23 protein-coding genes are annotated in these 24,147 nt (G+C 37.6%); 6 read left to right on the top strand and 17 right to left on the bottom strand.

Annotated elements, in window-relative coordinates; translation table 11 throughout:
• Nucleotides 1-62: 62 nt before the first annotated feature.
• A complete protein-coding gene (pheS, locus tag VLZ86_RS06175; protein ID WP_325449768.1) occupies nucleotides 63-1,082 on the bottom strand; it encodes a phenylalanine--tRNA ligase subunit alpha in 1,020 nt (339 codons plus the stop codon).
• Between the two features lie 108 nt (nucleotides 1,083-1,190).
• Nucleotides 1,191-1,547, bottom strand: coding sequence for a hypothetical protein (locus tag VLZ86_RS06170; RefSeq protein ID WP_325449767.1), 357 nt, complete (start codon nucleotides 1,545-1,547; stop codon nucleotides 1,191-1,193).
• 344 nt (nucleotides 1,548-1,891) lie between these two features.
• Between VLZ86_RS06170 and VLZ86_RS06165 the strand changes: the two genes are divergently transcribed.
• Nucleotides 1,892-2,446, top strand: coding sequence for a CvpA family protein (locus VLZ86_RS06165; RefSeq protein ID WP_325449766.1), 555 nt, complete (start codon nucleotides 1,892-1,894; stop codon nucleotides 2,444-2,446).
• Nucleotides 2,447-2,514: 68 nt separating this feature from the next.
• Here the strand turns inward: VLZ86_RS06165 and VLZ86_RS06160 are convergent, their stop codons facing one another.
• The 11 genes from VLZ86_RS06160 to VLZ86_RS06110 form a co-directional block, all read right to left on the bottom strand.
• Complete coding sequence (locus VLZ86_RS06160; protein ID WP_325449765.1) at nucleotides 2,515-3,141, bottom strand: carbonic anhydrase; 627 nt, start codon at nucleotides 3,139-3,141, stop codon at nucleotides 2,515-2,517.
• Nucleotides 3,142-3,457: 316 nt separating this feature from the next.
• On the bottom strand, nucleotides 3,458-4,207 hold the full coding sequence (locus VLZ86_RS06155; RefSeq protein WP_325449764.1) for an SH3 domain-containing protein: 750 nt from the start codon (nucleotides 4,205-4,207) through the stop codon (nucleotides 3,458-3,460).
• Nucleotide 4,208: 1 nt separating this feature from the next.
• Nucleotides 4,209-5,984, bottom strand: coding sequence for a BatD family protein (locus tag VLZ86_RS06150; RefSeq protein WP_325449763.1), 1,776 nt, complete (start codon nucleotides 5,982-5,984; stop codon nucleotides 4,209-4,211).
• A gap of 29 nt (nucleotides 5,985-6,013) precedes the next feature.
• The gene (locus VLZ86_RS06145; protein WP_325449762.1) at nucleotides 6,014-6,391 is read right to left on the bottom strand and encodes a four helix bundle protein; all 378 of its coding nucleotides are present in this window, start codon (nucleotides 6,389-6,391) and stop codon (nucleotides 6,014-6,016) included.
• Between the two features lie 52 nt (nucleotides 6,392-6,443).
• Entirely contained in the window at nucleotides 6,444-7,253 is an 810-nt protein-coding gene (locus VLZ86_RS06140) for a tetratricopeptide repeat protein (protein WP_325449761.1), read from the bottom strand.
• Nucleotides 7,254-7,403: 150 nt separating this feature from the next.
• Entirely contained in the window at nucleotides 7,404-8,441 is a 1,038-nt protein-coding gene (locus VLZ86_RS06135) for a VWA domain-containing protein (protein WP_325449760.1), read from the bottom strand.
• A 69-nt stretch (nucleotides 8,442-8,510) separates the two neighbouring features.
• Nucleotides 8,511-9,515 carry a VWA domain-containing protein gene (locus tag VLZ86_RS06130; protein ID WP_325449779.1) on the bottom strand — a complete coding sequence of 335 codons (1,005 nt, stop codon included), beginning with the start codon at nucleotides 9,513-9,515 and terminating at the stop codon, nucleotides 8,511-8,513.
• Entirely contained in the window at nucleotides 9,515-11,173 is a 1,659-nt protein-coding gene (locus VLZ86_RS06125) for a BatD family protein (protein ID WP_325449759.1), read from the bottom strand. Before VLZ86_RS06125 ends, VLZ86_RS06130 begins: the two co-directional genes overlap by 1 nt.
• A gap of 24 nt (nucleotides 11,174-11,197) precedes the next feature.
• Complete coding sequence (locus tag VLZ86_RS06120) at nucleotides 11,198-12,064, bottom strand: DUF58 domain-containing protein (RefSeq protein WP_325449758.1); 867 nt, start codon at nucleotides 12,062-12,064, stop codon at nucleotides 11,198-11,200.
• A 94-nt stretch (nucleotides 12,065-12,158) separates the two neighbouring features.
• Complete coding sequence (locus VLZ86_RS06115) at nucleotides 12,159-13,157, bottom strand: AAA family ATPase (RefSeq protein ID WP_414652542.1); 999 nt, start codon at nucleotides 13,155-13,157, stop codon at nucleotides 12,159-12,161.
• A gap of 152 nt (nucleotides 13,158-13,309) precedes the next feature.
• Nucleotides 13,310-14,113 carry a DUF4382 domain-containing protein gene (locus VLZ86_RS06110; RefSeq protein WP_325449757.1) on the bottom strand — a complete coding sequence of 268 codons (804 nt, stop codon included), beginning with the start codon at nucleotides 14,111-14,113 and terminating at the stop codon, nucleotides 13,310-13,312.
• A 797-nt stretch (nucleotides 14,114-14,910) separates the two neighbouring features.
• Here VLZ86_RS06110 and VLZ86_RS06105 point away from each other — a divergent pair.
• Complete coding sequence (locus VLZ86_RS06105) at nucleotides 14,911-15,666, top strand: SDR family NAD(P)-dependent oxidoreductase (RefSeq protein WP_325449777.1); 756 nt, start codon at nucleotides 14,911-14,913, stop codon at nucleotides 15,664-15,666.
• Nucleotides 15,667-15,755: 89 nt separating this feature from the next.
• On the top strand, nucleotides 15,756-16,889 hold the full coding sequence (locus VLZ86_RS06100) for an ATP-binding protein (RefSeq protein ID WP_325449776.1): 1,134 nt from the start codon (nucleotides 15,756-15,758) through the stop codon (nucleotides 16,887-16,889).
• A gap of 375 nt (nucleotides 16,890-17,264) precedes the next feature.
• On the opposite strand, the gene fbp is transcribed toward VLZ86_RS06100, so the two are convergent.
• Nucleotides 17,265-18,284 carry a class 1 fructose-bisphosphatase gene (gene fbp / locus VLZ86_RS06095; RefSeq protein ID WP_325449775.1) on the bottom strand — a complete coding sequence of 340 codons (1,020 nt, stop codon included), beginning with the start codon at nucleotides 18,282-18,284 and terminating at the stop codon, nucleotides 17,265-17,267.
• Nucleotides 18,285-18,406: 122 nt separating this feature from the next.
• Here fbp and VLZ86_RS06090 point away from each other — a divergent pair, with 122 nt between their 5' ends.
• The 3 genes from VLZ86_RS06090 (at nucleotide 18,407) to VLZ86_RS06080 (ending at nucleotide 22,073) form a co-directional block, all read left to right on the top strand.
• On the top strand, nucleotides 18,407-18,901 hold the full coding sequence (locus VLZ86_RS06090; RefSeq protein ID WP_325449756.1) for a GNAT family N-acetyltransferase: 495 nt from the start codon (nucleotides 18,407-18,409) through the stop codon (nucleotides 18,899-18,901).
• Nucleotides 18,888-20,147, top strand: coding sequence for an aspartate kinase (locus VLZ86_RS06085; RefSeq protein ID WP_325449755.1), 1,260 nt, complete (start codon nucleotides 18,888-18,890; stop codon nucleotides 20,145-20,147). The genes VLZ86_RS06090 and VLZ86_RS06085 overlap by 14 nt, the downstream gene beginning before the upstream one ends.
• An 87-nt stretch (nucleotides 20,148-20,234) precedes the next feature.
• Nucleotides 20,235-22,073 (top strand): lysophospholipid acyltransferase family protein, encoded by a 1,839-nt coding sequence (locus tag VLZ86_RS06080; protein ID WP_325449774.1) that lies wholly within the window; start codon nucleotides 20,235-20,237, stop codon nucleotides 22,071-22,073.
• A gap of 94 nt (nucleotides 22,074-22,167) precedes the next feature.
• Here the strand turns inward: VLZ86_RS06080 and VLZ86_RS06075 are convergent, their stop codons facing one another.
• From VLZ86_RS06075 to VLZ86_RS06065, 3 genes are all read right to left on the bottom strand, one after another.
• Nucleotides 22,168-22,623 carry a YtxH domain-containing protein gene (locus tag VLZ86_RS06075; RefSeq protein ID WP_325449754.1) on the bottom strand — a complete coding sequence of 152 codons (456 nt, stop codon included), beginning with the start codon at nucleotides 22,621-22,623 and terminating at the stop codon, nucleotides 22,168-22,170.
• Between the two features lie 155 nt (nucleotides 22,624-22,778).
• On the bottom strand, nucleotides 22,779-23,726 hold the full coding sequence (locus VLZ86_RS06070) for a 2-hydroxyacid dehydrogenase (RefSeq protein ID WP_325449753.1): 948 nt from the start codon (nucleotides 23,724-23,726) through the stop codon (nucleotides 22,779-22,781).
• Between the two features lie 271 nt (nucleotides 23,727-23,997).
• On the bottom strand, nucleotides 23,998-24,147 hold a 150-nt coding region (locus tag VLZ86_RS06065), incomplete at its 5' end, for a magnesium transporter (protein ID WP_325449773.1).

Genomic DNA, 24,147 nt, shown 5'->3' with positions numbered 1-24,147 from the left:
AAAAAATGTTAAATAAAAAAACCGACGAAATTTCGTCGGTTATAGTTATGAATCTTAGTGTTTTATAAAGACGATTTAAATTGTTCTAAAAACCGAACGTCATTTTCGCTCAATAATCGGATATCGCCAATTTGGTGTAAAAGCATGGTAATGCGATCGATTCCCATTCCAAATGCGAATCCAGAATAGACTTTTGAATCGATACCACAGTTTTCAAGAACATTTGGATCTACCATCCCGCAACCCATAATCTCCAACCATCCTGTGCCTTTGGTGATGCGATGGTCAATTTCAGTTTCCAGTCCCCAATACACATCTACTTCTGCGCTTGGTTCTGTAAATGGGAAATAGGAAGGCCGCAAACGGATTTTACTTTTCCCAAACATTTCGGTAGTGAAATATTGAAGGGTTTGTTTTAAATCGGCAAAACTCACATCTTTATCAATGTACAAACCTTCCACTTGGTGGAAGAAACAATGCGAACGTGATGAAATGGCTTCGTTTCTAAACACACGTCCGGGAGAAATAGTACGGATGGGTGGTTTGTTGGTTTCCATATAACGTACTTGCACGGAGCTGGTGTGCGTACGCAACAAAATATCAGGATTTGTTTGAATAAAGAAAGTGTCCTGCATATCTCTTGCTGGGTGGTATTCTGGCAAATTTAGTGCTGTAAAATTATGCCAATCGTCCTCAATTTCAGGACCTTCACTAACGTTGAATCCAATACGCGAAAAGATTTCAATAATTTGGTTTTTCACGATTGAAATAGGATGACGCGCTCCAATGGCAATGGGTTCTCCAGGGCGTGATAAATCGCCATAAATGCCTTTGACCTCTTCTTTGCTTTCTAGTTCTTCCTTTAGCGCACTGACTTTGTCCTCCGCGGTTTTTTTCAATTGATTGATCACCTGCCCGAACTCTTTCTTTTGATCATTGGCAACATTTTTGAATTCTGCAAAATACTCATTCAACACCCCTTTTTTTCCTAAGTATTTGATGCGAAATGCTTCAATTTCTTCCTTGGATTGGGCTTTAAACGCTTCGGCTTCAGCGATGAGTTCTTTAATCTTGTCTATCATAAATCAAAAAAATGAATGGCAAATTTAAGGTTTTTCGGGTAGAAACCTACAAGGTTTTTAAAACCTCAAATTAAAACACCTAAAAACCTGACAGGTCTGAAAATGAAATTATTTAATATATTCTGTTTCAATAAAATAATTGACAATGGCTTCCTTCATTAAAACACTTTGTTCCCCAGCTTTTAATGGAGGAAGTTGTTCTTTTACAATATAATGAGGCCATTTATCTTCATCAAAATAGTCAAATTCGTAATAACCATAAGGTTCGAGCAATCGGCAAATGGCAATATGCATCAAATCTAATTTATGGTCTTTTTTGAATTTTCTATGAATTTGTCCCAGTTCCTGTACCCCAATCAAATAGATGATGGCATCCAGGTCTAATATATCGCCTTCTGCGAATTGGGTAGAAAGTTTATTGACAACTAACTCCCAGCGTTTTTTTAATTGTTCGTCTCTTGACATGATCACTTCCTGCGAAGACAGGAATCTTTTTTAGTTAATAATTACATTGCCGTTAGCTTAATTGCTGTGACAATTTTAATTTCCTGCGTGGTTACCGAGTTTGTCAAAGTAAAGGCAGGAATTTTTTTAGTGAGCCTTGCAATTGAACTTAAAAATGAATTTAATTTTCATCTCAGCATCAAGTTCAATTTTGTCGGTAACTACATAGTAGCGACAGTTTTTGGTTGATTGGTAATCTTTCAACTTAAAACTTCTGGGCAAAGTTAAGAAACTATGCATTCTGTTTAGAATTTATAAGTCTAAAAATATGAAATTTATGTACGTTTGCTAAAATACAATAGCTTATGAGTGTTTTGGATATCGTTTTAGTAGCTCTCATTATTTTCGGATTGGTACGCGGATTGCTGAAAGGGTTTTTTGTAGAAATTGCTTCCCTTGTTGCTTTGATAGCTGGCGTTTATGGTGCCATTCATTTTAGTAGTTACGCCGCCACATTTATTGATGAAAAATCAGATTGGAATGAGAACACCGTCGAAATTATTGCATTTGCGGTAACCTTCCTCATTATTGTGCTGGCGATAGCATTGGCAGGAAAAGCTTTGACAAAACTAGCTGATTTTGCTGCATTGGGAATTGTTAATAAACTTCTGGGTGCTCTTTTTGGTGCCTTAAAAATGGCACTGATCCTGAGTGTGGTGCTCAATATTTACGATAGTTTCACTCGTGCCATGCCAATGACTGATAAGCAGAATATAGATGATTCTACACTCTATAATCCTGTAAAATCCTTAATGCCGATGATTTTTCCGATTATTTTGGAAAAGAAAAAGGAGTTTGAACAAAACTTGAAAGAGGATGCTATTTTTGAAGCAGATCAAAACGCTTCAGACCCCATCTGATTGAGCGAATTTGGATGAATAAAAGGAAAGAAACTCGCTCCAATTAAAAAAGGAGCGGTCTTCAAATGTTATTCCAAATGATAAATCTCCATAATCTTACTCAGGTATTTATCAAAATCGATTTTCAAATCGATCAACTTCCCTGTCTTTACATCAAATACCCAACCGTGTACTTTTAAACCCCGATCCCTATTTGCCTTTTGGACGGCCGCGGTTTTTATCAGATTGACACATTGTTCCTGAACGTTGAGTTCTACCAATCGGTCATATCGTTTCTCTTCATCTGTAATAGCATTGAGTTTATTGCGATGGATGCGATAGACATCACGTATATTACGAAGCCACGGATTTAATATCCCCAAGTCCTCTGATTGCATTGCCGCTTTAACACCACCACAAGCATAATGACCACAAACGATCACATCCTTAACTTGTAACTGATTGACCGCATAATTAACCACAGACATAACATTTAGGTCAATGCTAATGACCATGTTTGCAATATTGCGATGTACAAAAACCTCTCCCGGACCTAATCCCATCAATTCTTCTGCTGCAACCCGACTGTCTGAACAGCCAATAAACAGTAACTCTGGGTTTTGACCCTTGCTTAAACTTTCAAAAAAATTTGGGTCGGCAGAAAGTCTTTCTTTGATCCAATTTTTATTGTTTTCAAATACTTTATTTAAATCCATCTTATTTGTGCCTTATCTTATTCATTCCTATTTGTGTATGGAATTGATGCATTAAAAGTAGTGATAAATTGAGTTTTTTGAATCAATTATGGAATAATATAAAAGCTCCTGGGTAAATGGAAAGACCATAAATTATTACTGAATTCCTATAGAACAATCAGATATGGCTAAAATCCCTCTGCAAGGAGTGTCACGATTAATATATAAATTAACACTAAAATGAATCTTAAGAATATAAAGTAATGAAGTTATATGCTGAATGGATTCACAATTGAATTTGTTGAGTAAATATCATCAGCAATTGACTCACAAAAATTTAAAGCGCTTTAATGGCTTCGGCAGGAATCCAACCCATTTTACCGTCGGCCAATTGAATTTTTTTCCAATTATTGACCGTATCCAGAATTTGCACCTTAGTGCCTTCATGAAGTTTAAAAGATTCAGAACTTCTTAGATTGGGTTCACTTTTCACCTGACTCTCTTTAGCAAAAACAATGGCAGGTTGGTCATTTTCCACGAGATGGTAATTGTTAAAGGCCAAAGCTACCGCGGAGCAGGCAAGAATTAAAGATGTCATTGCAGCAATGAACGTCAATCGCTTTTTTATAGAACTATAGCTGAAATAATAGATGAGATAGAACACCACAAAAAGGACCATCAAGAGGATGGATAACTTCGCCCAATTATCAAAAGTGAGCCAATTGGTGACGCTCTTTGAAAATTTAGCAAATCCTAGTTCAGGAGTTTTGTCAATGGCATCTATGGTCATATTTCGGGCAAATGCAATATTGTTGTGGATTTCTTTATCATTGGGAGCTAAGAGCAACGCCTTCTCATAATAATATATACTTGGTGCAATATGATTGAGTTTATAATGTGCATTCGCCAAATTAAAGTACAAGGCTGCAGAATGCTCACCAGACTCAATGATGCTTTGATATCTTGAAATGGCCTCTTCAAAATCGCCTTTATTATACAAGTCATTTGCCTGTTCAAAAAGCTGTTCATTTTGACTAAATCCTATGCTGCTCATCAAAAAAGCCAGTATGTAAATAAAATGCTTCATCTTATCGAATCTGTTTATCAATTACTGAAATAGTTTGGGCGGCCTTATCATAATCATGTTGCATGGTCACTTCAGAAAATGGTGTATATCGTGCCAACTCACAACTGTCCAAAATGGTGACAAACTCGTCAATCACCGATTCGTCCACTTGGCGCTTTAACAGTAATTCTTTAATCCGGTCCTTACTGAAATCGCTGGTTTCAATATGCAGTTTTGCCTTTAGATAATTGTGAAGTGCCTTTTCAAGCGCAATATAAAAAGCTTCTTTTTGACCCAATGATTTTCTGGCTTCTCCCAAGTATTTTCTTGCAAGCCTATCTGCTTTACGTATTTTGTTTCCTTGGACGTCTGCGCGACGCTCTGCTTTTTTCTTGCGGAACACCATTGCCAACGGAATGGCCATGAGCGGTAATAGAAACGAACTCCAAAACCACGAAGAGTTAAAAAAGGGTTCAGAAGTTATTGGTTTAAGATTGGCTTCGCTTTTTACAAATGCAAACTGATCATTATTCATGATCACACGTTGTTTGCCTTCGCCAACTGTGGCGATATTACTATCAGTATGTGTACTGTTTGTTGGCCCTTCAAGAACGTTGATCATCAATTCTCCTGAAGAAACGGTTTTATACGACTCAGTTTTTAAATCGAAATATGAAAAGTCCACGTTCGGAATTGGATATTTCCCTTTAAATTGTGGAACAATTGTATAACTATCTGCAATGCCACCTTGCATGCCATCTATAGTAGTTCTTATGTTTTGAGTGTGTTCTGGCTCATAAACTTCTAAAGAACTTGGTAGGGTTAATTTTGGCAATTGGAACAATTTGAGGTTGCCGGTACCTTTAACTTCTAAACGTGCTTGCAAAGACTCGGTAGCATTCAATTCGGTTTTGGAGGTGGTAACCTTAAAATCGAAATAACCCACAGCACCAGTAAAATTTTCTGGTTTTCCGTTCTCCGGAAGTGCTTTTACTTGAAGTGATTTGCTTCCTGCAGAAACCGTTTTATGTACTTGAGACATCATTCGTCCGCCAAAAAAGTCACGTCTATTACTAGGTACTTCTACCGTTATATCCAAGGTCAAAGGTTCTATTTCCAATTTCCCTGATTTTTGTGGATATAAAACCACTTGCTTGATGACCAAAAAGCGATAAGGGCGGCCTTTAAATTGGACATTTTGAATTTTATTTCCTTTGAGGTCAATATTTTGACTCCAAAAATCATTGTATTTAGGGCTGTCAATTTCTCTAAATGTACTGACACCGATATCTTCAGAAACATAGAGTTTATAAACAACAGTCACCGCTTCGTTGAGATATGGATTTCCTTTTGATATTTCTGCAATGAGATGAAGGTTATCATCTGCGACAGTTTCAGCATTGTCGGGATCATTAGGTGTGCTGACCGCAGAGGTAATTTGAACCGCTACCGGTGATGTTTTATAAATCTCGCCTTCAATTTCAATGGTGGCCTGATTGATGGTAATGGTTCCGGTTTTTTTAGGCGCTAAAAAATAACTGTAGGTCTTTGTGAATGAGCGAACACCATTGATCCAGGAATGGCTCACCGACTGGTTTGGACCACCAACAATCGTGAAATCACTAAACGACGGGGGATTAAAATTGTCACCGTCCGTGTTCATTTCAAAATCCACACGTAAACGCTCATTGATGCCAAGTTTAGTCTTGCTTACTTTGGCCTCAAACTTTACTTGGGCAGCAACTATGCTTGTACTTGCTACAATTAAAAATAATGATATGTATGCTTTTAATTTCATTGAAATAAATAAAAATTAACGAACAACGATTAACGATTAACGATTTTTAAATTGTTGTTTTTAGAGGTTTTAATACTTGCGACGACAATTGAAATAAGTTGATTATTCTCATCTAAAACCTTTAAGATGTTTTGCTTATCTCCAATATACAAGTTGGCACGAAAGATTATTTTCAAATAGTTGTGACTTTCTCTCAACTCCTTTAAACAGATGCCCATTTTGTGAACAAAATCTTTATGGGATTCAGCACTTCTCGCTTCACCATAATTTAGAGCGGGTGAGCCAGAGGATCTAATCAATTGATTCCCATAATAATTGCCGGCATAATTATTTTTGATTTCTTCAACGATGTCTACAATGAGCACTGCAAAATCAATAACGCGTTCTTCTAAATCATTTGTCGTCATATCAATCTTATATCATAATTCGATAATCGTTATTCAAAAATCTAAACTCTTTCTACCAGTCTTTTTCCGTTTGTACTTTAACCCCTTTTTGTTTATCGGCATTCATTTTTTCCTGAACTTTCTGTTCTTGATTGTTCATGGCCTCCAATAAGTTCTTTATTTGTTGCGGGGATAATTTTCCAGGTTGAGGTTTTTGTTCTTGATTTTTATCTTCCTTTTCCTCTTTTGGCTTATCCTCATCTTTCTTATCGTCACCTTCTTTCTTGTCCTGATCACCTGGATCGTCTTTATTTTCTTTGTTATCCTGATCTTGATTATCCTTATCCTGATTGTCTTGATCTTTGTTTTCGTCCTGTTTGTCCTTGTCTTTATCCTGATTTTCGTCCGGTTGATCATCCTTTTGTTGCTCAGCACATTCTTTTGCTAGGCCAAGATTGTAACGGGTTTCATCGTCAGTGGGATCATTCCTTAAAGCATTTTTATAGGCTTCAACAGCATCTTTACATTGTTTATTTTTCATTAGGATATTTCCGATATTATGGAATGCCTTATGTTTTTGTGATTTTTCGGTGGCGTTTTTAGCCGCTTGTTGTTGTCTATAAAGGGCTTCTTCGTAGTTTCCTTTCTTAAAATAGGAATTTCCTAAATTATAGGTTCCTGCTACAGACGAAGGTTGTTTGGAAATGGCTTTTCGATATTCTTTTTCTGCAGAAATGAAGTTATTCTCATCCATTAACGCATTGGCTTCATAAACCAAATCGTTCGCTTTCTTTGCTGCCAGTAATTGTTCCTTGTCGTTCTCCTTATCCTGAGAAAAGCCGAAGCATGTAAAAAATACTAATAGAAGTGTTAGGTTTTTCATTTATCTAGGTCATTTGAACTTTTTTTAAACTGATGGCTTTGAGCGTCAGAAGTTCAATTCAATCAAAATCATAATTTATCTTCCTCATTTTTAAACAGTTCATAAATCTAAAAAAACTATTGGTAGCAATATTATAATGTTTTCTTAAAGTTATGCCGCGTTTTCGTTAAATAAATTCAAACGTTTTAACCATGAGGTACGTCTTTCAAGTAGCAAAATATCAATCATCAGGAAAAAAATAGCCGCACCTAAAAACCATTGGAATTGCGATTCAAAATCTGCAAATTGTTTGGCTTCAAATTCAGTTTTGTCCATTTTGTTCAAAATATCGCGAATGTGCTCTACCACTTCCGTAGTGTTTCTTCCGTTGATATAAGAACCATGGGCCTCTTGGGCAATACTTTTTAATGTGCTTTCATCCAAACGGGTAATGACGGTTTCACCTTGTCTATCCTTTTTGTAGTTGACAATGATGCCATTTCGTTTTTCTGGGATGGGACCACCTTTTACATCTCCTACCCCTATGGTGAAAATTCGGATGCCTTTATCAAAGGCTTCACGCGCTGCTTGTGTTGCCAAATCGCCATGATCTTCACCATCAGAAATAATTATGAGAACGCGATTAGTATCTTGGTCATCATCATAATAATCTTTTGCAAGTTCAATTGCTTCATGGATAGCAGTACCTTGAGATGAAAGCATGTCAGTATTCATACTCTGCAGGAACATTTTTGCTGAACCATAGTCTGTTGTTATTGGCAATTGCGGGAAAGCTTTTCCAGCATACGCGATGATGCCGACACGGTCGCTCGCCAAATTATTAATGATTTGGGTGACCAATTGTTTTGATTTCTCCAGACGATTCGGAGCGATATCCTCTGCCAACATACTTTTTGATACGTCAACGGCAAACACGATATCAACGCCTTCACGCTTGACTGTTTCAAGTTTTGTGCCAACTTTTGGGTTGACTAAAGCCAAGACTAAACAGGCAAAAGCCAAAGATAGCACCACAACTTTCAAAATAGATTTGAAGATGGAGGTATTAGGGCTTAATCTTTTTAATAAAGGTTTGCTCGCAAATTTGCGCTGCATACGGATTTTCCACCATTGCAGTAACAAAAATATAAGAACGATCAATGGGATGACCATTAATCCCCAAAACCATATTTTTTCTTCTAATTGCATGTTCAGTACTCAGTATTTAGTTGGCGTTAATTTGCCACGAAAACACCAATGTGTTTCTATTGTTTTTCATTAATTAAAGCTCCTAAACACGGTGGAACGTAATAAAAATTCAAATAACAACAATCCAAAAGCTAAAATTATCAAGGGGCGATACTTTTCTTCATAATTGGAATATTTAAACTCTTCCACTTCTGTTTTTTCCAGCTGATTGATTTCGTGATATATATCTGCTAATTTTTTATTGTTATCGGCTCTAAAATATTTACCACCAGTCACCTTGGCAATGTCTTTCATTAACTCTTCATCAATTTCCACCAATTGGCGTTCGTATTGAAAATTTCCGTTGGGTAAAATTCTAACCGGCGACAAGGCCATACCGTTGGTTCCAATGCCAATGGTATACACTTTAATGTCATAGGCTACCGCTAATTCACTTGCGGTTTTTGGATCGATAAACCCACTGTTGTTCACCCCGTCCGTCAGTAAAATTATAACTTTGCTCTTGGCCTTACTGTCTTTAATTCTATTAACTGCCGTTGCCAACCCAGAGCCAATGGCAGTTCCGCCTTCAATAACGGTGTTGTATCTAATATCATTGAGCGCCCGCAAAACGATGGCCTTGTCGCTGGTAATTGGCGTTTTGGTGTAGGCTTCTCCCGCATACTCCACGAGCCCAATACGGTCATTCGGTCGGCTTTTTATAAATTCTGAAGCCACAACTTTTAGTGCTTCCAACCGGTTTGGCAATAAATCTTTCGCCAGCATACTTGCAGAAACGTCAATGGCGATGACAATATCTATCCCTCTGGTTGTTTTAGTTTTGGTGGAAACGTCTACGGTTCGTGGTCGTGCTATAGCTGTAATCACTAAAGATAAGGCCAACAGTCTCATTACAAATAAAGCATGTTTTGCTTTTGGCAACCAAGATTTGGTGAACTTAAATCCTTTTACCGTTGAGATCTTGAGTTCTGCGGTTTGTTTTTTATGTGTGAATACATACCATAAGATGAGCAGTGGAAGTAGTAAAAACAACCAAAAAAATTCTTTATTTAAAAATTCAATTCCTCCCAACATCATTCTACTTTTTTAAGTTCAACGGAATTCAACACGCGCTCCATAATCTCTTCGGCGTATTGGTCTTCTGCATCCCAAACCAAAATGATTTGTTGTAATATATTCTGAGCAGTAAATGCCAGAAAAACGTATTTGCCTTTACGGTATTGATCGGGTAATAGACCTGGAAAAGACGCCGTTCCAAACACTTTTAATCCTTCGGCAGCATTAGGGGTGACAAATTTTTCTCGCTTAGTAATGATGTCCTTGACATTATTTTTCTCCAACATTTGTAGACTTCCTTCAATGGCCATATTTAAGTCGACAGAGGTCGAATCTGGCAGGTTCAACCTTGAAGTACTCACTGCAATGTTCAATGAACTCAATAAGGTGCCATAACTGAACATGGTTGTTTTGGCATTGGCAATGGTATCAATTGCCTGTGATTCGACTCGTTCTAAAACAACTGGCGTAGAAATGTAAATTGGAGGTACACCGTAATCACTGGTCACCCAAACGCCTTCCAGCAATTGTTTGCTCTCATGCCCGATAATGGTATCTTTGACATAATCAAATCCGTATTTCACGGAGAAACCAATAAATGTTGCTAAGATTAAAAACAGGGAGGCGGCAACAGTAATAATGACTTTACGACGTTTCTTTTTGCGTTCTTGTTGTTCCTTATACTGCTGATCAAGAAGTTTTTCTTCTTCTGTGGGCTCTGGTAAGGCTTGTTTTACATTGTCAATTTCCAGATCAATCGTATTTCTATCAATCTTTGCTAGCTCTATATCTGGAGTGACCTTGGCGAATTTGACCAAATCCGCACGTTTTAAAATAGTTTCGATATTTCGGATATCGTTCTTGCTCAGCTCAATTTGATTGCCATCTTTAAGTAAATTTAAGCGGTTGACCAATTCGTCGGTGGTGCTTTCTAGAGCACGGTCGTAGACTTGCTCATCTAAATAACGTCGAATGATAAAGGTCAATTCCGAATAATATCCCTTTAGTTCAGATTGCTGTAAATAATCGGATTCATCCAGCTTTTGTAACGCCATTTTTGCACGCTCATAAGGTGGGAGCAATGCAATTTCCTCTTCTTCGGTTAAGGGTTTTTTACGCCAAATGAACCAGTACATTAAGAATGCCACCAAGGCAAGAATGCCGAGAATGATGAGCGCCGTCTTCCACCAATCGCTGTTGCTTTTCTCGACTTGTATGAAAGGCTTGATATCATAAAGACCCTGTTTTGTTGAATCAACAAGAATATTGTTCACTTCGACCTTTAAAGAATCCGTGAAATATTCTTTGGTCCCTATGATAATTTTCTGTCTTGGGATGGTATAGCTACCCGAGTCAAATTGGGTCAATCCATATTTTTTGACCAAGTTGTACCTCGCTTTATTTTTTGTCGTATCCGGTTTATAGGATTCAATCATTTCCAATGGCATAAAGGTTTGCCCTTCGGGGAAAACGACTAAATCCGTTGTGTCTGCTTCTACTTCAATCTTATAGGTAATCTGCTCTCCAATCTTTATTTTTGTTGAATCGATGGACGATTTAACTTGGGCGAAGGTGGAAATAGAGATAAGAAAAAAGAAAAACGGTAACAGGACGGATGACCAGTGACGGACGGCGACCGATGGTGTTTTGTTATAACCTAATCCAAAATTTTTCATTCTTAATTTTAAATTCTTCATCAATTAGGCTCTGCGTTTAAAATAGCCCAATAATTTTGTGACATAGCTTTCATCAACGCGGCAATCTATCGCACCCGCGCCTGATTTTGTAAAGGTTTCCTTAAAATAGTTAACGCGCTCGTGATAGTATTTACCATAATCTGTCCGCATCCTTTTAGAACCTGTATTGACCAGCATATATTCTCCGGTTTCAGCATCTTTCATTTGGACCATTCCCAAATTTGGAATGTTTTCTTCGCGTTTATCGTAAACTCTTATTCCGGTCACATCATGTTTGTTGGCCGCAATCTTAAGGGTTTGTTTATAACCATCTGCCATAAAATCCGAAAGTATAAAAACAATCACTTTCTTTTTCATCACGCTGGATAAAAATTTGATGGCTTGCGTAATGTCTGTTTTTTTACTTTTTGGCTTAAATTCTATCAATTCTCGGATAATGCGCAACACATGGAATCTGCCTTTTTTTGGCGGTATATATAATTCGATGGCATCCGTAAAAAGGATCAAACCAATTTTATCATTATTTTGAGTCGCTGAAAACGCCAAGGTTGCAGCAATTTCTGTGATCACTTCATTTTTAAACTGCGACTCCGTTCCAAACCATTCTGAACCGGAAATATCCACCATGAGCATCATGGTCAATTCTCGTTCTTCCTCAAATATTTTAATATGAGGCTCATTGTAGCGCGCGGTAACATTCCAGTCAATATTACGTACATCATCGCCATATTGATATTGGCGCACTTCACTAAACGTCATACCACGCCCCTTAAAGGCCGAATGGTATTCTCCTCCAAAGATGTGATTAGACAAACGTCGTGTCTTAATCTCAATTTTACGTACTTTTTTTAAGAGCTCTTTTGTATCCATTTTTTTTTGAGTCTGCAGTTGGCAGTCTTCAGTTTTCAGTCGCTAAGATTCAAGATGAGTCGCCAATTTTCTGCCGACTGCATACTGGACTTAATTATGGTACTTCAATTTGATTGACAATTTTATTGATAATGTCAACAGAAGTGATGTTTTCTGCCTCAGCTTCGTAAGTAATACCAATTCTGTGTCTAAGGACATCATGCACTACGGCACGCACATCTTCTGGAATCACATAGCCACGGCGTTTGATAAAGGCATAACACTTAGCAGCAATTGCTAAATTGATACTTCCACGTGGCGAGGCCCCAAAGGAAATCAATGGCTTGAGATCGGCAAGTTTGTATTTTTCAGGATAACGTGTGGCGAAGATGATGTCGAGAATGTATTTCTCGATTTTCTCGTCCATATAAACCTCTCGAACGGTTTCTTGTGCTCTTAAAATTTGTTCTGTAGAAACAACGGCATTGACTTTATCAAATGCTCCTTTAAGATTGGCACGTACAATAAGTTGTTCTTCATCAATTTTAGGATAATCGATAACGGTTTTCAACATGAAACGGTCAATTTGTGCTTCAGGCAATGGATAGGTTCCTTCTTGCTCAATTGGGTTTTGTGTGGCCATTACCAAAAATGGTCGGTCTAGTTTAAAGGTATCATCGCCAATGGTCACTTGCTTTTCCTGCATCGCTTCCAATAACGCCGATTGTACTTTGGCTGGGGCCCTGTTGATCTCATCAGCTAAGACGAAATTAGCAAAAATAGGCCCTTTCTTGATGGTGAAATCATTCACTTTCATATTATAGATCAATGTTCCAACAACATCCGCCGGCAATAAATCAGGTGTGAATTGAATTCTGCTAAAACTGGATTCAATAGCTTGGGATAAAGTGTTAATAGCCAGGGTTTTTGCTAATCCAGGAACACCTTCCAGCAAAATATGACCTTGTCCCAACAAACCAATCAGCAAGCGCTCTACCATATATTTCTGGCCAACAATCACCTTGTTCATTTCAAAAGTAAGCAAATCAACAAAGGCACTTTCTCTTTCAATTTTTTCGTTAATGCTTTTGATATCAACAGTATCTTCCATCATATTAGATTTTATTTTAGTCTCAAATAGGGTCGTTTTTTTTGAGTAGTGCAAATTGTTAAAATTTTAGTTGGATTGCTGTTAAGGATTGGTTAAAAATTAAAGAGCAACACCAATGGCGTTGCTCTTTTAATACAGTTTTATGATTTTCAGTCCTATTCCATTGTAATTATGCCAATTGCAGTGTCTTTTTCTGCAAACACTTCAACATTTTCTAGAATGGTGGGCATAAGATTGGACATTGACTCAGGTGTGATACTCACAGTATATTTACCAGGGGTTAAACCTACTAATAAGAAGTTACCGCTAGGATTGGCGTAAGTTGTTATTTCTTCCGCACCATTTGTAGCGCTTATTTGTGTTTGTACGCCCAATGGTGAAATACTCCCAGAAATAGTTCCGGTGGTAGCTTCAGCACTGGCTCTAATAACTGGTTTTAAATTGATATTACCCGAGTTGCCGGCAATAACTATAGATTTATCTACGTCAAAATCCAGTAGAAACGTATAAGCCATATTTGGCAATAAGGTCTGGTTGATTTTTATTTTCAATCCAGATTGCTGCGCACTTGGGGTTTTCAATGGATATGTTTCACCATCAATAACCACGGTGTTATTATCACCCAAAACCAAACGGATCTGATTCAAATTTCCTGAAAGCACTTCAAAGTCATCAACTAAAAGGACGTTCACACCGCCGGTCAAAGTGAGTAGATCATATACTCCGGTATTGATGGTTTTCATGCTTTGCCATCCTTCATCACCATCACTGCCGTCATTCACTTTTATCATAACATCGACGATGTCAATATAAACATGTTCAAAATCTCCGGGTGCATCCATCAATTTTATAGAAACTTTTGCTTTTCCTTGAGCGTCTTGTGTGGAATCATCATCACTACAGCCAAAGAAAAAGAAAGTTATAAGGGCTAATAAAGTTGCTTTTTTTAATAAATTCATTGTGTTATATAATTTTAGGTTTAGTATATATACGGTTTCTTTAGCTAATTCGACCATTTGGGTTTTATGTCTAACCTTATAATGCTTGAAGTCTGATGTTTAGAGCTAATGAAATAATGGAAGTAAATCAACAATGTGTAAGTTTCGGAAGTATGATTTCAAGATTGAATCCTCTTAAAGGTATAATCTCATACTAAAATCGATTAATCCTTGAGTTTTAAGTATTTTTAAGGCCCCAATTCCTGCGTAGGCACGAATCCTTTGTTCAGCAGTTAATTTTATGTTACGTAGTTTAGCTATTGCTAACATGGTAATTGCTATTTTTATGAGACAACCTAAGTCCTAGGAATTCATAAACCTTATACATCAAAATAAGAAAACTAAAATTTATAATATTAATAAAAATTGAGATGCCCGTTTTCACGGGACTATTGGACATGAGAAGAACAGCATTAATTACGGGCGCCACAAGTGGTATCGGGCACGCAACAGCACACGAATTTGCAAAACAAGAATTCCTGCGCAGGTAGGAATCTCGTCGTTATATATACGTGAATAATAAGAAAGATCGATAATTTATAATAATATCCCAAAATGGAGATCCCCGTTTTCATTGGAATTAAACTCCTGCACAGACAGGAAACTCATAGTTCAACATAGTTAATCTTTATATTGGATGGCTAAGTTAATGATGACATATTACTACTAAAAAAATTAAATAATAAAACTAGTTTTAAACACTAAAATTTATAATATTAATAAAAATTGAGATGCCCGTTTTCACGGGACTATTGGACATGAGAAGAACAGCATTAATTACGGGCGCCACAAGTGGTATCGGGCGCGCAACAGCACACGAATTTGCAAAACATGGTATTAATTTAATATTATGCGGCAGACGCCAAGAACGTTTGGACACCATAAAAAAGGCCTTGGGACGAACAACCGATGTCCACACCCTGAATTTTGATGTCCGAGATAAGGTTGCCACGTTTGAAGCCATCGCATCCTTACCTGAGGATTTTAAAAAAATCGATATTTTAATCAATAACGCCGGAAATGCACACGGATTGGATCCCATCCAAACTGGAGATACGGACGATTGGGATGCGATGATGGACATTAACGTGAAAGGATTATTGTATGTTAGTAAAGCGATCATTCCACAAATGACCGAGCGTCAATCAGGACATATCATCAACATTGGATCTTCGGCAGGAAAGGAAGTCTATCCCAAAGGGAATGTGTATTGTGCCAGCAAACATGCTGTTTTGGCAATTACGGAAGGGATGCGTATCGACTTGAATCCCTTTGGTATTAAGGTCAGTGCGATTAATCCAGGGTTGGTTGAGACGGAGTTCTCACAAGTCCGATTTAAAGGTGATAATTCCGTTGCCGATAGCGTTTATAAGGGCTACAAAGCCCTGCAACCTGAAGATATAGCAGAAATTGTTTATTTTGCGGTTTCTAGGCCTGCGCACGTGAATATTGCAGATTTGCTGGTATTTCCTACTGCTCAGGCGTCATCTACGATTGTCAAAAAAAGTATATAAAAACTAATACTTGATCTATAAACTTCGTAAATTTTTTATTGAATTTTGAACCTTTAATTAAAAGATTCCTGCCTTCGCAGGACTGTGGCGTGATCAACAAAAGACTTCTCATAAAAAACCTATTGGCTCACAATGATGAGAACAGTTTCTATGACAAGAAGCGGCAGGTAGATATTGGAGAAAAGGAAGGGAAGGCAAAGTTTTTAAAGCATATTTGCGCGCTGTCCAATAGCAACCCAAAAAACAATTCTTATATCGTTATTGGGGTGGAAGATGAGGATAATAGCATTACTGGTGTTGACTTTTTTGATGACAGTAAAATCCAGAATCTCATCAATGCCTATTTGACGAATCCGCCGATTGTTCAATATGAGAATATTCCTTTTCCGCATCTGCCGGATGACAAAGTCGTGGGTTTGGTCACGATCAGACCCATTGATGGATTGACCTCATTACGGAAGAATATCTGGAAATATTATGGCGGTTCGGTGTTTTTTAGGGTTGGAAGTATGAGTATGCCCAAAGTTTTTGATATTGAGATCAAGGATGTCAACTCAAAAATTGTAGAAGCCATTGAAAATCATTCTCAAAATAATATCCAACATACGCTTGATAGTGTTTTTGATTTTTTGAGTAAACGAAAAGACTACCATCCCCAATACAAGGTTTTTAAAGAATATTTTGTACTCTGTTGGGCAGGCCAAAAGAAAGTGTACCAAGACGAAACGTTTTACAGTAGGGTAGATATTGAGCTTATCAATGAACAGGTGAGATTGTTTTTTTCAACTTTGGATGAAGTAACGATTACCTATGACGAAGACACGTTTAAAATTGTGGAATATGTTAGCTTAGGGTTACAAAACGCGTATAAATATTATCCTTTAGAGGAAACCCTCATCAATTTTGGAGACAATGCGACCTATCATATTGAAACCAAGTTGCTTTTTGAAGCGCCACAGTATGATAAAAAAGTATTACATCATATCTATAATACCAATAATGCTATTTTAGAAAAACTTAAAAAAGGGATGAGTTTAAGCGCCAATGAAGAAAAAGATCTGAAAAATCTCCCAGCAACCTATCTCATCTGTTATCTAAATTTATTCCATGGTGCTGTAGATAAACTTAATGAGGCTAAACCCTATCTAAAAGATTATAGTGATACCGTTTATAAGAGCTATAAGGATGCTTTACGGATTTTAAGAAAGGTCAAATATAGTTAGGCGATTAGGTGACATCTCCACAGTGCCGTTCGTCGAAGATTTTTGAATTAAGCTGCCATTCATACAGATTTATTGACCAATTGCAGTTTTTTGACGACTGTATCAAATATAATTTGCATTTTTACAGTGCTATTAATCATTAACATACAATCCTGCTTCTCCCGATAATAGGTCGGCACTGAAGCAGGATTTTTTTATGATGTGGTTTGTCGGAGTTTTTTAAACAGATGCTAATTTCACGAATCCTCAGAGATACATCTGTCTTTCAGCGCTATCGGAATTTGGGGCTTGGTTTTTGAAATTTCTTAGTAGCTATAGATTTCATAGATGTTTACACTTTATATTTTGTTTTCTAAGTGGAGCTCTGATAACTCCTTATTTTGGATTGTTATTGGCATTCTGAATAAACTCCTCACATTTTTCCACCATATTTTTACTTCCGCAGATAAAAGGTACTCGTTCATGAAGTTCAGTAGGTTGGATGTCAAGAATACGTTGAAAACCATTACTGGCTTTTCCGTTGGCCTGTTCTGCAAGAAATGCCATAGGATTACATTCATAAAGCAAACGTAACTTACCATTAGAGTTTAAAGAACTCTTCGGATAAATATAGATCCCGCCTTTAATCATGTTTCTGTGGAAATCAGACACTAAAGAGCCGATGTATCTTGAGGTATAAGGACGGTCGCCTTCCTCCATTTGACAATATTTGATGTAATTTTTAACGCCCTGCGGAAAGTGGATATAATTTCCTTCATTAACCGAGTAAATACGGCCGTCTTCAGGAAACTTCATATCAGGATGTGATAAGTAAAAAGTACCAATAGCAGGGTTGAGCGTAAAACCGTTAACGCCATCACCAGTAGTATATACCAACATGGTTGAGGTGCCATACACCACATAGCCGGCCGCTACCTGTTGGTGCCCTGGTTGGAGGAAATCTTCAAGGGTTACCGGCGTTCCAATAGGAGTGACACGTCTGTAGATTGAGAAAATGGTTCCCACAGACACGTTTACATCAATGTTTGATGAACCATCTAAAGGATCAATGAGCACGACATATTTATTCTGATAATTTTCATCTTGGCTATTTATGGCAATAAAATCATCTTCTTCTTCACTTGCAATCCCACAAACAATGTTTCTGTTGGTCATGGTCTGGATAAACTTTTCATTGGCATACACGTCAAGTTTCTGCTGATCTTCGCCTTGAATATTCTTATCGCCCGCTGAACCAATAATATCTACCAATCCCGCTTTGTTGACTTCGTAGTTTACTACTTTTGCAGCAAGTCTAATGGAGTTGATAAGGCTAGAGAGTTCACCTGATGAATATTTAAAAGAAGCTTGGTTTTCAATGATAAATTCACCTAATGTTTGATGTTTACGGTACATGGATTTTTTTTGGATTTGTTTCTGCAAATATCGCCTTTTTTAACAAACTACATCGTTTTCGTTCGGACTTAATGATTTTAATTTTCCCCGTTTAAGTTATATTTGAAAACAATTTTTAACTCATGAATTTCAAAATAAGAAAGGCCGTCTCACAGGACATGCCTAGAGTACTCGAATTAATTACAGAATTGGCGGTTTTTGAAGAAGAACCTGATGCAGTCGAAATCTCAGTTTCAGATTTACAAAATGATGGGTTTGGAAAGCAGCCTGCATTTAATTGCTTTGTGGCTGAAGTTGAAGGTCAAATAGAAGGCATTGCCTTGTTTTATGGCCGCTATTCTACTTGGAAAGGCAAGGTTTTACACTTGGAAGATTTGATTGTGAGCAAGAAAATGCGTGGCAGTGGCTTAGGAACTGCGTTGTTGGATGAAGTTGTAGTTTATGGTCATCAATTGGGCGTCAAACGCATTTGCTGGGAAGTTTTGGATTGGAATGAACCTGCCATTGAATTTTATCAAAAGAAAGGGGCTGATGTCAAACGCGATTGGGATGTGGTGCATTTGAATGAAATTGGAATTAAGAATTATATAGCAAGATTGGAAGATGCACGTATTTAAGTTTGGAGGGGCGTCAGTTAAAGATGCGCTGGGGGTTAAGAATTTGGAACGTGTTCTTAGAAAAGTTGGTTTTGAAAATACCCTGATAGTTGTTTCTGCCATGGGAAAAACAACCAACGCACTAGAGACAGTCCTTGATAATTACTTCAACAATAAAAAAGAATTACAGAGTTCGCTCCAAGAGGTCAAAAAATACCATAATGCTATTTTGTTGGATCTTTTTGAAATTAAGGGCGAAGGAACCCATTCCGTTTTTAACAAAGTGGCTTCTTTATTTGATGAGTTGCAAAACTTTTTTGATCGGAACAAATCGCCGGACTATAATTTTGTTTACGATCAAGCGATTGGGTATGGGGAGTTGGTGTCCACACTTATTGTAAGTGAATATCTCAATTTGGTCGGTATCAAAAACAAGTGGTTGGATGTTAGAGAGTATATCAAAACCGATAATTACTACAGACGTGCAAACGTTAATTGGGAAGCTACACAAACTGCCATTACCAATAAATTAAGCAGCACTGTTTTAAATATTACCCAAGGTTTTTTAGGGAGTGATGACAACAACTTTACCACAACTTTGGGAAGGGAAGGCAGTGATTACACGGCCGCCATTTTGGCGTATTGCTTAAATGCTGAGAACGTGACCATTTGGAAAGACGTGCCAGGGGTTTTAAATGCGGATCCACGTTATTTTGAAAACTCACAATTGCTCAATAAAATCTCCTATCGTGAAGCTATTGAGTTGGCGTTTTACGGTGCCTCAGTTATCCATCCCAAAACCCTTCAGCCTTTACAACAAAAGGAAATTCCTCTTTTTGTAAAATCATTTATGAATCCAGAACAACCTGGTACAATGGTAGGAAAAGACCCGGGTATTGACCCGATGATTCCGTGTTTTATCGTTAAGAAAAATCAGGTATTGATTTCTTTGTCGTCTTTAGATTTTTCATATATAGTTGAAGAAAATATCTCTGAGATCTTTCAACTTTTGCATTTGTATAAAATGAAGGTGGATGTGATTCAAAACTCCGCCATCAGTTTCTCTGTTTGTGTGGATAATATGTATAATAATCTGCCCAATTTAATGCTGCATTTAAAGGCGAAATTCAAGATCACTTGTCATGAAAACGTATCCTTATATACCATAAGACATTATAACTCTGAGTCAATAGCAAAGTTGGAGTTGTCTAAAACCATACTCCTTAAGCAGTTGACGCAAGAAACGGTTCAATTGGTTACGCAATAGTTTTTACATAATAATTGTTCGTTAAATTGTGGTTCTGCCAAGAAGCACAAAGACAATTTATAAAAAAAAATGATTAGGTTTGTAGCCATGACCAAACAGCAAGATTCCGGATTAGTAAATGCAAAAGAAGTCGCCAAAGCCATACATCTGGACAAGTACGGCATTTTTGGTACATTTAGTGGCTGGTTGCTAATGAAATTGCTGAAAATCTCTACACTAAACAAAATTTATAATCGTAATAAACATCTAAAAAATGTTGAGTTTTTAGATGCCATTTTGGAAGATTTCCAAATCCGATTTGAAATTCCAGAAGACGACTTAAAGCGTTTGCCTAAAGATGGCGCATATATTACACTGTCCAACCACCCATTAGGAGGTATTGATGGGATTTTATTGCTAAAATTGATGTTGGAGCAACGTGAGGATTTTAAGATTATTGCCAATTTCCTTTTGCAGCGCATCGAACCGATGAAACCTTTCATTATGCCCGTCAATCCGTTTGAGGATCGAAAGGATGTTAAATCCAGTATTGCCGGTTTTAAAAGTGCTATTTCACATTTGCGGAACGGTCATCCGTTGGGAATTTTTCCTGCAGGTGAAGTGTCAACTTATAAAGACGGAAAACTGGTTATTGACCGCCCTTGGGAAGAAGCCGCTATGAAGCTTGTTCAGAAAGCTGAAGTGCTTGTGGTGCCCATTTATTTTCACGCAAAAAACAGCAAACTTTTTTATAAGCTCTCTAAAATCAGCGATATCTTTCGGACGGCCAAATTACCGTCGGAATTGCTGACCCAAAAACGTCGCGTCATAAAAGTGCGGATTGGGCGGCCAATTTCTGTAGCCGACCAAAAGGAATATCCTACACTTAAGGAGTTTTCAGAGTTCTTAAGAAAGAAAACCTATATGCTGTCCAATTCCTTTGATCAGAAAGGAAACATTCTCAGCAATATTTCATCGACCTTAAAAGTTCGAAAATCCATAAAGAACATTGTCACTCCAGTTAATCTGGAAAGCATGAAGAAAGAAGTCGAATACCTTCGTGAAAATGATGGACGACTTTTGGAGAGCAAGAACTATGAGGTATTTTTCTCAGATTCTGAGAAAATCCCTAACATCTTACGTGAAATTGGCCGTCTTCGTGAAATTACTTTCCGCGAAGTGGGCGAGGGCACCAATGAAGCCATAGATTTAGATTCTTTTGATAATTATTACCACCACATGTTTTTGTGGGACAACAGCACCAATATGGTTGCAGGTGCTTACCGGATGGGCTTGGGCTCCAAGATATTTGCCGCCTATGGGATTGACGGTTTTTATCTCCAGGACCTGTTCCGATTTGAACCCGAGCTTTACAAAATGATGAGTGAATCCATTGAAATGGGCCGCGCTTTTATCATCAAGGAATACCAACTTAAACCGATGCCATTGTTTCTTTTATGGAAAGGCATTGTGCACACCACCTTGCGTTATCCAGAACACAAGTATTTAATTGGTGGCGTGACCATTAGCGACAAATTTACCAATTTTTCAAAGTCGCTGATGATCGAGTTTATGAAATCCAACTATTACGACCCTTATATTGCGCAATACGTACATCCGAAGAAAGAATTCAAGGTGAAGTTAAAAGATGCCGATAAGGATTTTGTTTTTGACGAAACCGAAGCCGATTTAGTAAAGTTTGATCGGATTATTGATGAATTGGAACCAGGTACTTTACGCCTTCCAATACTTATTAAAAAGTATATCAAACAAAATGCGAAGGTGGTTGCCTTCAACGTCGATCCATTGTTCAACAACGCTGTGGATGGTTTGATGTATATTAGAATTGCCGACTTACCTGAAAGTACAGTCAAACCCGTGATGGAAGAATTTCAAGCGGAGATGGAGCGCAAGTTTGCTGAGAATGGGGAGAATCCTGAAACTTAAAGATTGGGATAATCTAAAATAACAACATACACCAAAAAAAAGAGCCAAATCGTCATCAACGATTTGGCTCTTTTTGAATGTTCTAATGTAAATGTTATAACGATTTAAACCAATCCTGGAAATACTCTCCCAAGACAGGAGTTAATTTTTTCTCACCGCTTGTGGCACCAATCAAACTCATGATCCAAAGTACAAAGATTCCTAAGCTTACGATCCATCCCAAAACAGGGATAAAGCTTAAAACAAGACCACAAAGACCTAATCCCAATACTTGTCGGATGTAAAATGAACCAAATTCACTTTTTGTGTTGTTGTTCATCACCAGCGCAATGATCCATCCTATTAAAGTAAGGTGGGCAATGAGTGCAATGTTCTTACCATCTTTTGATATGGCGTTCACGTCGTTTTCAAATGCATTGGCAGTTCGTTTTGCGTCTTCAGAAAATGCATCTGCCTTGCGTTGTGTGTTGTCGGTAAACTCCGTAGTGTTCTTTTGTGTATCGTCCAGCATGTCGTTAAGGTCGTCACCTAAATTTTGATTATCAGCCATTTTGTTGTAATGTTTTTAAAGTTAGAGCTTTAAAGGTAATAAAAAAACCTTTGGTTTTACAAAAAAGACATTTTCATCGTCGTGAAGTAAAAATCTTACGTCAATAGGACTGATTCGTCACTGAATTTGAATTTATCCTTCGTAGTCTACTTGTCTTATTTGGAAATGTAGTTTGAGAAGGTCTTTATTTTATCAACAATGGTTTGTGCTAGTTTTTCTTTACTTTCAATTGTCCAGCCTGCAATATGTGGTGTAAGAAGTACATTTTCGGCTTTAATGAGGTATTGAAAGGCTTCTGGAATTTCAGAGGTAAATAAATCCTCAAAAGACGATTTTTCATATTCCAAAACGTCTAAGCCAGCGCCATGGATCTTGCCCGATTTTAAAGCAGCTACCAAATCTTTGGTGACTACACTTTTGCCACGAGCGGTGTTGATAAACCAGAACGGTTTTGAGAAGGCGTTGATAAAATCGGCATTGATCATTTCTAAAGTGAGTGAGGTTTGGGGGGTATGCAGACTAACCACATCCACTTTCTCTTGAAACTCTTTAAGCGACACTTGACGTGCATTGTCATCTCCTACCTTCGGTTTGATGTCATAACAAAAGACTTCCACTTCAAATCCACGGAGTTTTTTGGCAAAAGCTTTCCCCATATTGCCATAACCAATAAGACCAACGGTTTTTCCGTCCAATTCTATCCCTCTATTGGCTTCACGCAGCCATTGTCCGGTACGGACCTCTCTATCGGCTTTGTTGAGTTTATTGAATAAAGAGAGCAACATCCCTAACGCGTGCTCGCCCACAGCATTCCTGTTGCCTTCTGGAGCAGCAATGAGATGGACGTTTTTTTGTTGTGCATAATCGCCATCAATATTTTCCAATCCGGCACCTACGCGACCTATAAATTTAAGTTTTTTGGCAGCATCCAAAAATTGTTTGTCAATACTGAATCGGCTTCTTATAATAACACCGTCGTAAATATGAATTTTAGCTTCAATAGCATCTTTGGATGAGGTATAATCTTCATCGTTTTCAAAACCCAACGCATTGAGTTGATTGATGAGTAAGGGATGGTTGGTATCGAGGTGGAGAATTTTCATAGCCAAATTCCTGCGAAGGGAGGAAACTTTTAGGTTCAAAGTAGTTAATCTTCTATTTGAAAGATTGATAATATCAAAATTAAGAAAATTGGGGTAAACAGATAGATGGAACGAAATATTTCTAAATAAAATCTACCGTCCTTACTCCCTTTTCTTGTTCAAATCCACTTTCCCTTGACAAATGGGCAGGGATCTTAATTAGAAATTTACAACTTTAAAAATTGCAATGGAAAACGTGATCTGAAAATGGATTGTCCAATGCGATAAATACCTAAAATCCTAAAATTAATTTGGCAACTATAAAATAGGTCAATATGCCAAAAATATCATTGCTGGTGGTGATAAACGGTCCAGTTGCTACTGCCGCATCAATGCCGCGTCTGTCTAAGAAGATGGGTATAAACGTTCCAATTAATGCGGC

The sequence above is a fragment of the Gelidibacter sp. genome, assembly GCF_035515035.1.
Taxonomy (GTDB): domain Bacteria; phylum Bacteroidota; class Bacteroidia; order Flavobacteriales; family Flavobacteriaceae; genus Gelidibacter.
The sequence above is the reverse complement of the archived record's forward strand: the minus strand, read 5'-3'. Positions and strand labels throughout refer to the sequence as shown.